The organism is Spirosoma pomorum (genome assembly GCF_054776615.1).
The window spans coordinates 1-13,164 of the sequence record NZ_BAAHBP010000038.1 but is presented as its reverse complement, the minus strand read 5'-3'; the positions used below and the strand labels follow the sequence as shown (position 1 = coordinate 13,164).

Sequence of the window (13,164 nt, the reverse complement as noted above, 5' to 3'; positions counted from 1 at the left end):
TCTGAGATTAAGAAATAAAGTAGGTAAGCTACTAGTGTCTCTGCTGTTTGGCAAGATCACCGCGTAGCTTACTTAGGGCTTCCGGGGTAACGCCCAAATAGGAGGCTATCATTCTTTGGGGTACCCGCTGCACGATGGCCGGGTAGGTGGCTAAGAAGTCAAGATAGCGCTCGCGCAGGCTGGCACTCATTAATAAAATAATCCGCTTCTGGAGCACATAGATTCGATTGGTCAACTTCTGCATGGCCTCTTCGGTGGGGAGATGTATCGAGGAACTAAAGTCGTCTTCTAGTACTTCCACTTCAGAATTTTCAACAGCGTCAATATACAGATCGGCTTCCTTACCCAGTACGTGCCAGCCAATGTCACTGATGATCCAACCTTCTGGAGCAAACATGAAAATATGCTCCTTCCCATTCTCATCCAACGTATAGCTCCGTAGAAGGCCAGTTTTGACAAAATAGTGTTTCCTCACTTTATCGCCTTTTCTAAGCAGGACCTCCCCCTTGGCTACCCGCTTGGTCAGGATTCGCGATGTCAACGCGTCAAGCGCTTCAGCCGAAAGCTTGCCCGGGGGGATAAGATCTAAAAACGATTGCATAGGTCAACAGCGTGAATCGCTAAGATACAGAGCGTATTTCTTAATCTACATTAAGGCGCGTCAGTACACGCTTGGAGACCTTTGTAGCAACTTAAAAAAAAGAACATGGAAACACGCGTTATCAGTAAGCAAACATCTTCGAAAGGCTGGCACATAACCCTTTGGGTTTTACAAGTACTACTGGCGCTGGCTTTTGGCATGGCCGGCTTTATGAAACTTACCGTACCGATTGCCGAGTTAGCCAAACAGATGCTCTGGACGGCACAGGTTCCTATAGGGTTAGTTCGATTTATTGGCGTGGCCGAATTGGCCGGTGCCCTGGGTTTGATCCTGCCCGCTCTAACCCGTATCCGGCCTTCGCTGACTGGTTTAGCCGCCGGTGGTTTAGCCCTGGTGATGGTTCTGGCCGCTGGATTTCACCTGACACGGGGCGAAATGGGCATGGCCGTTCCTAGCGTCGTATTAGGCGTACTGGCCGGTATCGTCGTTTGGGGAAGAGCTGAAAAAGCACCTATCTATGCCAACTAGTTAGTAGATCGTAGGGCGTTTGTAAACCAAATAGTAGCATGATCCGCCACGGGCTCATTAAGTAGTTTTAAATACTTCACGGATACGCTTCCGACTCAAAATAAGCGGATGCCCGAGGGATAAAGCATACTAATCGTCTACTCAAGTTATCTCACTCGTCTCGCAAAACGCCCGAACAATTTATTGCCAAATCTCCCACATTCTCAATTAAGAGCCTTTTCATTAGACAATCCATTTTAATTAATGTCCAGTTATGCGCATTTGATAATCAAACGGCGAATGAATGACAACCCAGTTTATTAGGGTACTTTCGCAGATGTGGGCATTTAGCTATACCAGCCTAAATGAGTCAATTCGATAAAAGGATGGATCGTAAAGCTAGCTTCTTGTTTTAAGGCGTTGGTTGCGGATCTTGGAAAGAAATTCCGTGGTCATGCCCAGGTAGGAAGCTATCACATACTGCGGAAACCGAACTGTCATCGACGGATAGGTCTCCATAAACTGTTCATACCGCTCTTCAGCTGATAAGGTTAAGTTACTGACGATACGTCTCTGCATAGAAGCCACCGATCGCTCGGCCAGTATACGAAAGAAGGTTTCGTATTTAGGATTAGTAGCCTTGAGCCTGCTTTCCTGTTGATGGGATAACTGAAGCAACAGACTGTCTTCCATTGCCATGACAAACATCTTAGCCGGCTGCTGGAAAATATAGCTGTTATAATCCGAGATCCACCACTCTTCAATGGCTAATTGGATGGTATGGTCTTCTCCCTCATCCGCAACCACATAGGCGCGTAGCGACCCCTGGAGAACAAAATACCGGCTTTGTGCGACGAAACCGGGTTGTACGACAAATTGCCTTTTCTTGACACTCAGTCGGGTAAAAGCCCCAGCAAACTCAACCCTCTCCTCCTCAGTAAGGGCGACAAATTTCTTTACATAGTTACTAATGATTTGCTGCGGGTCCATGTTAAATCGGAGCTGCTGACAACTGAACAGGCTATTTGGTTACCGGTTGGATGGCAAGATAAAACAGAATTACTCTGTCAGCTTATGCCGACAGAGTAGTTAGTGGATAGGATATAGGGTTACCCTTCATCAAACTGCGTCCGCCAGCGGAAAGTCAATTTCCAGATTGGTAAGGTTATGCAGATAATTGGTGATGATTTTATCGCCGATCGTCATTACTACATCGATTAGATTAGCTTCGCTATACCCAGCCGAAAAGAAGGCCTCAATGGCTTCTGGGCTTACCCGGCCTCGGCCCTCGACAACCGCTTTTGTGAAGGTAACTAGGCTGTCTAGCTTATGATCAAAAGGAGCTTGGCCCCGGCGTATAGCCAGAATCTGCTCATCCGTAAATCCATTCAGCTTTCCCAGTGCCGTGTGGGCAGCGATACAATAATGACAGTCGTTGACCTGACTGGTTACCAGATTGATGACTTCGCGCTCTTTGGCCCTTAAGGAGCTTTTGCGATTTTGCAAGGTGAGATAGTCGCTAAGAGCCGTTTCGTTTTTGGCCAAATAGGCATACAGGTTGGGCACAAATCCTAAACCTTTTTGGAGGTTATCAAAAATTGCCTGGTTATGAACTGATACCTCATTTCTGGAAGGAACGGAGAAATTGGTGAGCGTTTCCATGGTTGCTAGCGTCTTTAGTGAAGTCGTTATTGACAGGACAAAGGTGGGCTGTGGTGCCAGTAAGAAAAATGAAGTAGATTAGGAAATAAGGTTGAAGTAGTTCAACCGTTGAACGTAAGCACAAGGCCTGTATGTCGAGTAAGGTAGCCTTCTTTACTAAACGCTATTCGCTCCGTAGAAGGCTATGGACAGGCGAATCCAGTTCGTCTTGGGTGGGAGCTTTATCTGAGAACAGCTAGGTTAAGGGCAGAATGCTATATATAGCCATGCAGTCGGTCAACCAATGTTAGTATACAATAGGCTCACTTGTTAAACTACTCGACCGTGAAACGAGAAAAACCTCCCCTCCCTATCCTTGACACGTACGTTTTCTGATGAAGGGGTTACCCCAATAAAATCAAGTTTCCTTTGTCTAGTTCTTCTTTTTACAGGACTAGATAAAAAACAAGCAGGCCATACCAGTCGGCACAGCCTGCTTGTTCCCATTCTTTTCAACATCTCTGACTATCGGCGTCTCCAAATAGGCAGCCCCTCCTGCAGTTGGGGCGGTTTATGCCTAAAAACCCTAAGCCTAGCAGCCCAAACCGCTAATCGGCAATCGCTCGGTTCACTCTTCTCAAAACAAGTCTCACTGTTAATAGTCAACGCTGACTAGGCTGTGGCTGGGCGCTGGTTGCCCTGTTCGTTGTCAGTTGATGATAGCTGCGGTGCGAAACCACCAGCATGGCCAGCGCTACCAGAGGAGCGATGCGAGCCGACAAAGGGTCGCCGGCTGCTGTATGCGCCAGAAAGGCAGATAAAAACGTAAAGGCAAAGCCGGCATACGCCCACTCTTTTATCCATCCCGATAAAGGCGTAATCAGTACCACCACCCCTATTAGCTTAGCGATGGCTAATTCAATCCGAAACGTATCGGAGAAGCCCAGATGATGAAAGGCTTGCTGCATAGCGGGTTGCGTGAAGTAGGCATACGCCGAGAAGGTCATCATCAGTGATAATAGCCCCGTAGATGCCCAATAGATGATTGTAGTTCGTTTCATTTTTTTCTCGTTTGATGCCACAAACTTACCTATCTTTACTATCCTAAGTATAGCACTATCCCCAAGGATACTAGTATCCTTGGGGATAGTTAGACGCCTAAGATCAATGGACCCACTACGTCAGCCCACCAGCCACTCGAAAGATGCTTGCAATGGCGATATCCGGGCCGTCAAAGATGCGCTGTATGTACTGAGTGGTAAATGGAAACTGCCCCTCATCCTAGCGCTGACCGATGGCCCAAAACGGTTTAATGAATTGCAGCGGCTCCTGGGCGACATTACGCCCAAAGTCTTGACAAAAGAGCTGCGGGAGCTGGAGCAACATGAGTTTGTCACCCGTGAAGTCTATTCAACCATTCCGGTCACCGTTACGTATCAACTAACCCCCTACAGCGGTTCATTGGGCAAAGTCCTTGACGAACTCAAGCAGTGGGGTCGGGACCATCGCCAGCGGATTATGGGGCCTGCTTATAAAGAGTAGTTTATACGACCGACTCATCCAGCTCTTCGCTAATAACTATGGATCGGTAGGGGAGATCAATGTCAAAGGGGATTGGACTAAAAACTAGTCTTTTTACGAAACACGTCTTTAGCTAAGCAACTGAGTTTGTAAAACACCCGGTTAATCGAAGGGTGGCTAGTGCCTACCAAGTAACGGTAACAAGCACTGAATAAGACGCTTCGCATCAGATGGAGAGAAGCGTCTTATTCAGTGCACTTCTCAAGTATGGGCATTTTCGTGAGAAGTCTAAACTCGCTTTCTTCAAGAATCCACAGCAGCATCGACTGGTTGCTAATCAGTTAAAAGATGCTCTGAAATCCAGGGGCGATTGATTGGTCTTGCTCTTAAATAATTTGCTGAAGGACTGCGGATAGCAAAACCCTAATTGGTAGGCTACCTCACTGACGGACAGTTCTGTAGTAGCCAACATTTCTTTAGCGTGTTCGATTAGCTTTTCGTGAATATACTGCTGAGCCGTTTGACCCGTCAGTTGCTTCAGGCAATCGCTGAGGTAATTGGCCGACAGGCTCAGTTGCAAGGCCAGACCATTGACGGTAGGTAAGCCTTGCTCAGCCGCGTTCCGTACCGACTTATAAAGCACCTGGTCAACCCTGCTCAATAACTCCCTATGGCTGGGTTTGCGGGTAATAAATTGCCGGTTATAGTATCGATTGCAATAGGTGAGCAACAAATCCACATTCGAGAGGACCACATCCTGACTGTAGCTATCAATAGGTAACTGGTACTCTTTTTCAATTTGCTGACAAATTGTCTCAATCGAGTGTTCTTCGTCTTCCGACAGGATCAGAGCTTCATGAACCGCGTAGTCGAAAAAGGCGTAGTCCTTTATTTTTTTCGCTAATGGATATGTTCGAAAAAAATCAGCGTGAATGTTCAACAACCAGCCGGATTTAGCTAACACCTCGCCTGGGTCCAGAATACTAACCTGCTTGGGGGCAAAAAAAGACATGATCCCTTCGTCAAAATCATAGGGGGTTTGCCCATATTGAATCTTACCGGGACAGTCTTTTTTGAGGACGATTTGGTAAAAATCGAAAATTAACCGCACCCGCGCATCATTGTTCATGCTGGGCAAGTCCTCAAATCTAAGAATACTGAACAACGGATGCTTGGGCTTGGCAATGCCCAAGGCTTTATGGCTTTGAGCAATGGTGTCTATATGGATGGTAGGTATGTTCTCTCTTTGCATGGCCGTTCCGCTTACCGATTCATCTGCTTTTGTTTTTGACGGGCAAAGACCCGGGCGATAGTGCCGCTGGGTACCAACGCTCCCAACCGCACACCCCACGCATTTAAGCGGCCTGATACGTGAAAGGTTTCTTTCCTGTTCCAGGCCTGGATCATTTCGGTGGCAACCTGTTGGGCCGTCTGCGTATAGGCCCCGTCGGTCAGGACTTTGCCCCAGGCATTATCGTTGGCGGGCGTATTCATGAAATTAGTGCTGGTAAAACCGGGACTGAACAAGATTACCCGAATGCCGTAGGGTCTACACTCCTCGGTTAGAGCTTGGGTAAATGAGCGGACAAAAACTTTGGAGGCCGCATATACCGCCATGTAGGGGCTTGGAAAAAAGGCGGCTAGTGAGGCTACGTTGATAATACCGCCTTTTTTGTTAGCGATCATGTCGGGTAGAAACAGGTGACAGAGGGCCACCAGGGCAGCATTGTTCACTTGCAGCATGGCTAACTCGGCTTGCTGATCATTTTTTACAAACTCGCCACTGGATCCAATGCCTGCATTGTTGATTAACAAGGTCACGGTCAGCTCTCTTTTTCGACATTCTTCGTAGATCTGCCCGGTAGCCTCCGGCTTCGTCAGGTCTGCCGACACGTACTGCGCCTGAATACCATACGTGCTCGCAAGTTGTATGCATAGCTTATCAAGTTTATCGGTACTGCGGGCTACGAGTAGCAAATTATGGTTACGTGCGGCCAGTTGGCTAGCCAAGGCTTCGCCAATACCGCTTGAAGCTCCAGTGATTAAGGTTACGTCCATATCTTCTTTTGTTTATGAAACAAAATTGATACCCGTCGTCCCGAGAACTGTGTTCAAATAACGGTTCGTTGTGTTCAAATCATAGATGACGTCGGGATTGTTTTAGGTTTGGATAAGGGACTACTTACCTTATTAGGTTATTGTCAACACGATGAGCTAAAATAAGCTTAGTGGTTGGCTAAGACCAGTTACTAAACAGCACTGTCCTGAACGACTTTAAATTCCTGTTATCTCATGCCTGAGCCTTCTGTGAGAATATAAATTGAGGTCATTTTTAAAAAATTATCCTACAACTAGCGTTGTCTTCTTTACAACAAAGCCAGTACTATCAAATCGGTTTATCAATCAAGCCATTTAGCTTTTACAGTGATCTCGGCTATTTTCAACTACCTTGCGAGTCGGGTGCTGGATGCTGAAAGCGTATAGGTCTTCTGATGCTGAAATAACCCATGTCTCAGTCTGCTCGTATTGATTACCTATCCTCAATGAACTACTCATTGCTGATTAGCCTGCTGCTCGTATCCGTCCAGGGGTTTACCCAAACAAACACGCTCAGTGACACGATTGCCTTTGCCATGAATGAGCAAAACAATCTATTCGTCAAAGCAGTGTTTAACCGAACCGACACGCTGAATCTGAATTTTGATACGGGAACCACTGAACTTGTGTTAACCAACAGCGTTCTGAAAGGGAAATTAAAAACAACGCCTAAGCTCTACAGCACGATCTACGAGCTACAGCTTGGCCAAACAACCTACCTCACCAAGGTATATGATGCTGAGTTGACCGCTCACCAAACCGATGGTCGATTTGGTTGGGATTTATTCAAAAACAAGATTGTTGAAGTCGACTACGACAAGTCCCGGCTGATCATCCATTCAGCACTGCCCAGCGCCGTGGCAGAAACGGATGTATATACGAAACTCGACATCGAGTTTGCTAAGGATCTTATGTTGGTTAAAGGATCGATTGAACAAGATGGCATCACCAATAAAGGCCTGTTCTTGTTCGACACGGGCTACCAACGAACCGTGATGTTAGACAATGACCTGTTACGGGAAGGTGGCTTTCCAATCGAAAAAATGGCCATTCTCAACCAGGTAGTAATGAAGGGGGCTCAAGGCAATGAGATTCCGGTGATTACCGCCAACCTTGGCGCCTTACGAATCGGAAAGTATCAACTAACAAATGTTCCCGTTCAACGGGTAACGACCAGTAAACCCTTGAAAGATAAGAACATTCATATTTTAGGAAATGAGGTACTGAAGCGTTTCAACACGTTTCTTGATTTACAACGCAACGTTGTTTATATGACACCTAATCACCTGTATAGCGTTGCTTTTACGGACCAGCTCAAAAAAAATAAGAGTGAGTCCTTATGCGATTGGTAGCTGGAACTCATCGCAATAAGTGCCTATTGATAAAAGCGGATGGACACAAAAGAACTGACAAAAGCCGAAGAACAATTGATGCAGGTGTTGTGGAACATGCAGAAGGCGTTCGTACGAGAAATTATAGATCAGATGCCCAAACCTAAACCGCCTCAAAGCTCTGTTTCCACTCTCATGCGAACTCTCGAAGCCAAAGGCGTAGTGGGGTATGAGGCATTTGGTAAAAGTCACCGGTATTACCCGCTGATATCTAGAGAAGAGTACAAAAAATTTCAGTTGAAGAAATTACTAGGCAACTATTTTGACAACTCCGTTCATAAGCTGTTTTCGTACTTCATCCAGGAACAACCGATTCCGGAAGAGGATGTACAAGCCATTGAAAAAATGATCCATCAACTCAAAGACAAGAACGTCGACCGATGACTGCCTATCTTCTCGCCGTCAATGGTTTTTTAGTGGTGGGCTATGGATTTTACAAAGTCTTTCTGGAGCGGGAAACGTTTTTTGTCCTCAATCGGATTTCGCTCATTGGGCTTGCCCTACTCTCATTTTGCCTTCCGGGAATTTCGACTAACGAGCACTTATCAGCCTCTATAGCGCTAGATCATGTCGTCCAGGTTGGGGCTTTACCGCGTGCGCTGCCGCCCCTATGGCCTAACCCCATGAGTAGTTGGCTGGAGCGAGTTTATCTGGCCGGGGTATTACTGCGGATTAGCTGGCTAGCCGTTAAGTTGTTATACGTAAAAAAGACACTGCGCAGGCCGGTCCGTAATTTGGCCTTTTCGTTCTTTACGTATAAGGCTATCGACCCGAACGTTGACGATTTTTCGGTCATTGATTACCATGAAAATGTTCACATCAGGCAATGGCATAGTCTGGATATCTTGTTTTTTGAGCTGGTGACCATCGTTACCTGGTTTAACCCCGTTGTGTATTTATATCAGGTAAGCATCAAACGGGTGCACGAATTCTTAGCCGACCGCGCTACTGCCCGCCATATGGGGGATTATCATCGATATGCCCAGTTACTGCTGAAAAGAGCCTTGGCTGGCTCCCCACAACTGACGAGTCCGTTTACCGACAAGCATCTGCTCAAACAACGGATCTTTATGTTAGGTAGGCATTCATCTCCCACGATAAGCCTGCTGAAGTATAGCTTACTGATCCCGATCTTACTCTGTATGACGTCCTTTTCGGTCTTGATTACCCGTACTACCGAACCGGCTGCTTCAATGGGGCAAGGAAACCGCGCACCGGCATTTCCCAGCAGCTTTAACGGGTTTCGTCAGTATCTAAGCCATGAAATAAGTAAATCTGCTGTCTTCAGAGCTCATCAAGACCAAGGGAAGGTACTGGTTAGTTTTGTCATTGACACCGATGGCCGTGTGGTTATGCCTCGCGTGTTGGCGAGTCCCAACGAAGCGGTAGGCCAGGAAGCGACTGATATTATCAAGCACTCCCCTCAGTGGTCACCCGGCTACCAAAATGGCCAACCCGTACGTGTCCAATATCAAATTGAACTCGGCTATCAGTATAGTATAAGCAACTGATTGTAAATTGATTATTACTAATTTAGCTTAATGGGGAGCCACTAAATATTTATCCTTAAGCTGCCATAGCTTAAAACATAGTTATATAACTAATAATTAAGTTATACATTTGTTCTGCCCGATAGGTGGTGGTTCAACTAACTATGTCATGAAAATAGTACTGAATTCAGGCGGCCTGGCTTGCTGGTTCGTTTTATTCCTTTCCTTTCTGGTCAGCGGTGTAGCCGCTCAGCAACAGAGCCCAACAAGCTTATCGGGTGTAGTCGTGGACGAGCAGAAAAACCCGCTACCCTTTGTAGCCATTATACTCAAAGCCAAAGCTGATTCTGCGATCACCAAGACGACAATAAGCGAGATAAGCGGTAAATTCCAACTGACCGGCCTTTCTGCTGGGACGTTCATTCTCGAAACCAGTATGCTTGGCTACGAACCGGTCCGACAGGAGATCCAGGTTGGCCAGGGCGGTGGTGATCTTGCGGTAGGAATCATCCAACTTACTCCGTCGACAAAAACGTTATCCGCCGTTACGGTTTCTGGCCATAAACCCTTTATCGAACGGCGCGCGGACAAACTCGTCATCAACCTCAACGATCAACTAACCGGCGGGTCGTCACTGCTGGACGTGATGGATCGCCTGCTGGGTGTACAGGTGAACCTGGACAACCAGATCAGCTTGAATGGACGTAACGTACAGATTTACATAGACGGTAAGGCCACACCCCTGTCTGCCGACGCCTTATCGGGTCTATTACGGGGCATGTCGTCTACGTCGATTGAACGCATTGAACTGATTGCCCGGCCTTCGTCTAAATACGACGCATCCGCTAATGGGGGTATTATTAATATCATCCGAAAACGGGGCGCCCGGGAGGGGCTCAGAGGCAACCTATACGGGGGCGGGGGCGTTGGACGTTATCCGAAAGGCAACGGCGGATTCAACCTTAACCTGAAAACGGGCAAATACAATTTGCTGATCAATACCGATTACAATGGCAACAAATATTACGTTATCAATTATATTCAGTCAACCCCTGTTAAGCCGCTAAGCTCCTCTCCCGGTGTCGCAGAGTCGACGATCAGGAGCATTCGACAAACCAATAATATGACGCCCACGCTGGGGCTTGATTACTACCTGACAAAAAAACCACCCTCTCCCTGGCTGTAATGAATGCGGGGCAACTATTTGGAAAGAATGCGTATTCGCAGATCCGAGGTATTGGAGAAGGGGCGGTAAGGGAAGATTCCGACAATCAGGTAAAAACGACAACGAATACGTTCTCGTCAGGCTTGCATTTGCTTCACCAGTTGGATACGCTGGGCAAGGAACTGACGGTCGACGTGGATTACTACCAAAACACCAATCATTCGGATCAGTATAATACCGAATGGTTTTTCGAACCAGCAGTTGGTACGCCAAGGCGTACGTACTTTGATCAAGACAACGCCTTCGCTGTCTATTCAGCCAAGGCTGATCTGACCGTTCCTCTCAAACACAAAGCGCAACTAGAAACTGGTTTCAAGTCCAGCTACGTAGCAACAAACAACCGCAACCTACTTTATGCCATCAACGGCGCGGACCTGGTGCGCAGCGATTCCCAGGCGGACACCTATCAGTATTGGGAAACTATCCACGCCCTATACGCTACATTTCACCAGGAGCGCAAGAAACTATCGTATCAACTTGGTCTTCGTGCCGAAGCAACCCGGAACCGTGGCCAGCAGTTCCTAGCGAATCAGTCATTCGGGCAAAATTACGTCCAGCTTTTTCCGTCAGCCTTTATTGATTACAAAATCAATAACAGGCATGGCTTCATGGTCAGTGTAGACAAAAAGATTAACCGGCCGACCTATGAGAACATGAATCCGCATGGTATTGAAACTACTTAAAGATGATTGTCGATTACGATTAGGTTCATTGCTACCAAAGCCCTTCCGGAAAGTAGAATACAGCAGTAAATAGCTTAAAATTTGAGGTGAGTGAAATAATTTTTACTGGATGAAAGTGAAGCTATAACTAGTCATAGTGGTAGTAGCGAAGCGTATGCGACTGATGGCCGGTCCGCCGGTGCGGTTTGACATATAGCAAAACATAAACGTCTTCTAAAACGCTCCCTCCTAAGGCGAGCGGCTAATAAATGCGTCTAGAACGGGGCGTGGCTGTTGCATTCATTTTTTAGCTCGAGGAATTTTTTGAGGACTCACTTAGAAATACGTACCAGACTAGTAAGATAGATTCGATTTTATCTTCATCTATCAGGGCAGGGCCCTAGAAAGCCAGAAACATATCGTTTGAAAACTGTCGTAGTAACCTCCCCCAAGTCGATGGCCAAACTCACAAAAATACTGCTGACCCTCAGTATGGTCCTTGTTTGGGGGTGGACTATCTTTATGGGAACCTTTGCTACTCATGCTAATGGGCGGCTAGCCGGCTGGCTCATTGGCCTTGTTCTCAATGTGCTATTGGGTCTAGTTTATAGCTACCAGGCAACGCAGCCCAAAACCCTCAAGGAATGGTTTAAAAAGTAGTCCTTTGAGGGTGTACACCAGCCACGAGCGTTTTCAGTAACAGTGTTTAGCCTGACGTTTTGTACTTTAACTAAATACGCATGTATGCCCGTCTCTTCAAACCCTCTAATCCTATAAACTCATTCCACAATGAAACACTCAATGTGTATTCTGCTAATTCTCGTGAGCTTAGTAAGCTCGACTACCTTATTTGCGCAAGTTAAAGTCACTACAGAGGTCGGTGGGGATGCTTCTAGTGGCAAGCAACTTATTCAGGCTAAAGCGATTGGTGGATCGGGCAACTATAGTTACGCCTGGGGTCGAACCACGCCAGGTGCCGTTCCGCCAAATAATGCGTCGGAAGTTTTGCTAGTGCCAGCTCAAGACGCTGAATATATTGTCTTTGTCCGAGACAAGGAGACGGGTGTTAGTGCTTACTCGACAGTGGTAGTAAAGGCACCGATCGTGAGCGAACAGCACCTGCTTCGAATGCCTGGTGAGGGCAATAAATTGAAACTTCGTTATTCGGCGACCGGAGCACTTCCGGCCAGTCCAACTAGAAAGTAGTGAGAGTGATATCACCTTCAACTGGCTGTCCTGATCAAGATGATCATCCGAAAATAAATAAAGCCCCCCGGTTGACCGGGGGGCTTTATTTATTTCTTACTTTACATATTGCCACTTATACAACAAAAGTGCACCACAGCCATTGAGAAAATTACCGAGTATAATTTTGACTAACTGGATTCATCTGTTAGGATTTTATATCACAGTCTATCTATCGACAGTACTCTTTATGAGTGTTGGTATTTATGATAGATATGATACCTGGGCACTTACTTTGCTAAGAGTGTGTTGGGGAATTAGCTTTGGCAATACGCGTCGATACGCTGTAGCATAATCTGAATGTTGGCTAAGTACAGCCAACTAACCGAAGATGATACCGCAACGGCGGACCGTGGTATACTCATAGTCTTTGGTCACCCGTCGAAAGAAATTTGTCCAAGCAATACTCCGCTCAACAACCCATCGTTTGGCAACTGGCACGAAACCACGTGCCGATGCGGGGCGGGACGCTTTCTCAAAATCGATGCTCCACTGGGCTAACGCCACTTTGAAGACCCCGTTATAGTCGGACGGCCGATGCCGCTTGGTCACCTACTACCTTCGATAGGCGCTCTCCGCAACGCCACAATAAGCTCCTTACTAATCCTGCACCCAACGAGCCATCAGCTTGATGAGCCGCGGCCACGTCGGCTATCCATAGCCGCCCTTGTGTGTCCACTATGAATGTGCGTTTACGACCGCACGGGCGGCCCTGCATTGATGAGTTTGTGCCCATCTATGCCACGGAATTCACAGATCATGGGAGACAACTTAACGGATTGGC

General features: G+C 46.9%; 16 protein-coding genes. 9 read left to right on the top strand and 7 right to left on the bottom strand.

Features of this window, described 5'->3' with window-relative positions; all coding sequences use genetic code 11:
- Positions 1-31: 31 nt before the first annotated feature.
- The gene (locus ACYVAD_RS23450) at positions 32-601 is read right to left on the bottom strand and encodes a Crp/Fnr family transcriptional regulator (protein WP_461141985.1); all 570 of its coding nucleotides are present in this window, start codon (positions 599-601) and stop codon (positions 32-34) included.
- 105 nt (positions 602-706) lie between these two features.
- Here ACYVAD_RS23450 and ACYVAD_RS23445 point away from each other — a divergent pair, with 105 nt between their 5' ends.
- On the top strand, positions 707-1,129 hold the full coding sequence (locus ACYVAD_RS23445) for a DoxX family protein (RefSeq protein ID WP_461141984.1): 423 nt from the start codon (positions 707-709) through the stop codon (positions 1,127-1,129).
- A 378-nt stretch (positions 1,130-1,507) separates the two neighbouring features.
- Here ACYVAD_RS23445 and ACYVAD_RS23440 read toward each other — a convergent pair whose 3' ends face one another.
- From ACYVAD_RS23440 to ACYVAD_RS23430, 3 genes are all read right to left on the bottom strand, one after another.
- Positions 1,508-2,098 carry a Crp/Fnr family transcriptional regulator gene (locus ACYVAD_RS23440; protein WP_461141983.1) on the bottom strand — a complete coding sequence of 197 codons (591 nt, stop codon included), beginning with the start codon at positions 2,096-2,098 and terminating at the stop codon, positions 1,508-1,510.
- 129 nt (positions 2,099-2,227) lie between these two features.
- On the bottom strand, positions 2,228-2,770 hold the full coding sequence (locus tag ACYVAD_RS23435; protein ID WP_461141982.1) for a carboxymuconolactone decarboxylase family protein: 543 nt from the start codon (positions 2,768-2,770) through the stop codon (positions 2,228-2,230).
- 641 nt (positions 2,771-3,411) lie between these two features.
- Positions 3,412-3,810 (bottom strand): DoxX family protein, encoded by a 399-nt coding sequence (locus ACYVAD_RS23430; protein WP_461141981.1) that lies wholly within the window; start codon positions 3,808-3,810, stop codon positions 3,412-3,414.
- Positions 3,811-3,916: 106 nt separating this feature from the next.
- Here ACYVAD_RS23430 and ACYVAD_RS23425 point away from each other — a divergent pair, with 106 nt between their 5' ends.
- Positions 3,917-4,291 carry a winged helix-turn-helix transcriptional regulator gene (locus ACYVAD_RS23425; protein WP_461141980.1) on the top strand — a complete coding sequence of 125 codons (375 nt, stop codon included), beginning with the start codon at positions 3,917-3,919 and terminating at the stop codon, positions 4,289-4,291.
- A 316-nt stretch (positions 4,292-4,607) separates the two neighbouring features.
- Here the strand turns inward: ACYVAD_RS23425 and ACYVAD_RS23420 are convergent, their stop codons facing one another.
- Together ACYVAD_RS23420 and ACYVAD_RS23415 are read right to left on the bottom strand one after the other, a co-directional pair.
- Positions 4,608-5,522: a helix-turn-helix domain-containing protein gene (locus ACYVAD_RS23420; protein WP_461141979.1), complete on the bottom strand. Its 915-nt coding sequence runs from the start codon at positions 5,520-5,522 to the stop codon at positions 4,608-4,610.
- 11 nt (positions 5,523-5,533) lie between these two features.
- A complete protein-coding gene (locus tag ACYVAD_RS23415; protein ID WP_461141978.1) occupies positions 5,534-6,328 on the bottom strand; it encodes an SDR family NAD(P)-dependent oxidoreductase in 795 nt (264 codons plus the stop codon).
- Between the two features lie 485 nt (positions 6,329-6,813).
- Here ACYVAD_RS23415 and ACYVAD_RS23410 point away from each other — a divergent pair, with 485 nt between their 5' ends.
- From ACYVAD_RS23410 to ACYVAD_RS23380, 7 genes are all read left to right on the top strand, one after another.
- Complete coding sequence (locus ACYVAD_RS23410) at positions 6,814-7,719, top strand: pepsin/retropepsin-like aspartic protease family protein (RefSeq protein WP_461141977.1); 906 nt, start codon at positions 6,814-6,816, stop codon at positions 7,717-7,719.
- Positions 7,720-7,758: 39 nt separating this feature from the next.
- Positions 7,759-8,142: a BlaI/MecI/CopY family transcriptional regulator gene (locus ACYVAD_RS23405; protein ID WP_461141976.1), complete on the top strand. Its 384-nt coding sequence runs from the start codon at positions 7,759-7,761 to the stop codon at positions 8,140-8,142.
- Complete coding sequence (locus ACYVAD_RS23400) at positions 8,139-9,269, top strand: M56 family metallopeptidase (RefSeq protein WP_461141975.1); 1,131 nt, start codon at positions 8,139-8,141, stop codon at positions 9,267-9,269. The genes ACYVAD_RS23405 and ACYVAD_RS23400 overlap by 4 nt, the downstream gene beginning before the upstream one ends.
- A gap of 148 nt (positions 9,270-9,417) precedes the next feature.
- On the top strand, positions 9,418-10,434 hold the full coding sequence (locus tag ACYVAD_RS23395; RefSeq protein WP_461141974.1) for a carboxypeptidase-like regulatory domain-containing protein: 1,017 nt from the start codon (positions 9,418-9,420) through the stop codon (positions 10,432-10,434).
- Positions 10,434-11,156: an outer membrane beta-barrel family protein gene (locus ACYVAD_RS23390; RefSeq protein WP_461141973.1), complete on the top strand. Its 723-nt coding sequence runs from the start codon at positions 10,434-10,436 to the stop codon at positions 11,154-11,156. Before ACYVAD_RS23395 ends, ACYVAD_RS23390 begins: the two co-directional genes overlap by 1 nt.
- Positions 11,157-11,591: 435 nt before the next feature.
- On the top strand, positions 11,592-11,795 hold the full coding sequence (locus ACYVAD_RS23385; RefSeq protein ID WP_461141972.1) for a hypothetical protein: 204 nt from the start codon (positions 11,592-11,594) through the stop codon (positions 11,793-11,795).
- Positions 11,796-11,924: 129 nt separating this feature from the next.
- Complete coding sequence (locus ACYVAD_RS23380) at positions 11,925-12,341, top strand: hypothetical protein (RefSeq protein ID WP_461141971.1); 417 nt, start codon at positions 11,925-11,927, stop codon at positions 12,339-12,341.
- Between the two features lie 360 nt (positions 12,342-12,701).
- On the opposite strand, the gene ACYVAD_RS23375 is transcribed toward ACYVAD_RS23380, so the two are convergent.
- Positions 12,702-12,932 (bottom strand): hypothetical protein, encoded by a 231-nt coding sequence (locus tag ACYVAD_RS23375; RefSeq protein WP_461141970.1) that lies wholly within the window; start codon positions 12,930-12,932, stop codon positions 12,702-12,704.
- Between the last annotated feature and the right edge of the window lie 232 nt (positions 12,933-13,164).

Coding starts and splice junctions, on each gene's coding strand:
- ACYVAD_RS23415 (WP_461141978.1), bottom strand. CDS start 6,328: ATGGACGTAACCTTAATCACTGGAGCTTCAAGCGGTATTGGCGAAGCC.
- ACYVAD_RS23400 (WP_461141975.1), top strand. CDS start 8,139: ATGACTGCCTATCTTCTCGCCGTCAATGGTTTTTTAGTGGTGGGCTAT.
- ACYVAD_RS23380 (WP_461141971.1), top strand. CDS start 11,925: ATGAAACACTCAATGTGTATTCTGCTAATTCTCGTGAGCTTAGTAAGC.
- ACYVAD_RS23440 (WP_461141983.1), bottom strand. CDS start 2,098: ATGGACCCGCAGCAAATCATTAGTAACTATGTAAAGAAATTTGTCGCC.
- ACYVAD_RS23425 (WP_461141980.1), top strand. CDS start 3,917: ATGGACCCACTACGTCAGCCCACCAGCCACTCGAAAGATGCTTGCAAT.
- ACYVAD_RS23445 (WP_461141984.1), top strand. CDS start 707: ATGGAAACACGCGTTATCAGTAAGCAAACATCTTCGAAAGGCTGGCAC.
- ACYVAD_RS23410 (WP_461141977.1), top strand. CDS start 6,814: ATGAACTACTCATTGCTGATTAGCCTGCTGCTCGTATCCGTCCAGGGG.
- ACYVAD_RS23390 (WP_461141973.1), top strand. CDS start 10,434: ATGAATGCGGGGCAACTATTTGGAAAGAATGCGTATTCGCAGATCCGA.
- ACYVAD_RS23450 (WP_461141985.1), bottom strand. CDS start 601: ATGCAATCGTTTTTAGATCTTATCCCCCCGGGCAAGCTTTCGGCTGAA.
- ACYVAD_RS23435 (WP_461141982.1), bottom strand. CDS start 2,770: ATGGAAACGCTCACCAATTTCTCCGTTCCTTCCAGAAATGAGGTATCA.
- ACYVAD_RS23405 (WP_461141976.1), top strand. CDS start 7,759: ATGGACACAAAAGAACTGACAAAAGCCGAAGAACAATTGATGCAGGTG.
- ACYVAD_RS23420 (WP_461141979.1), bottom strand. CDS start 5,522: ATGCAAAGAGAGAACATACCTACCATCCATATAGACACCATTGCTCAA.
- ACYVAD_RS23385 (WP_461141972.1), top strand. CDS start 11,592: ATGGCCAAACTCACAAAAATACTGCTGACCCTCAGTATGGTCCTTGTT.
- ACYVAD_RS23430 (WP_461141981.1), bottom strand. CDS start 3,810: ATGAAACGAACTACAATCATCTATTGGGCATCTACGGGGCTATTATCA.
- ACYVAD_RS23395 (WP_461141974.1), top strand. CDS start 9,418: ATGAAAATAGTACTGAATTCAGGCGGCCTGGCTTGCTGGTTCGTTTTA.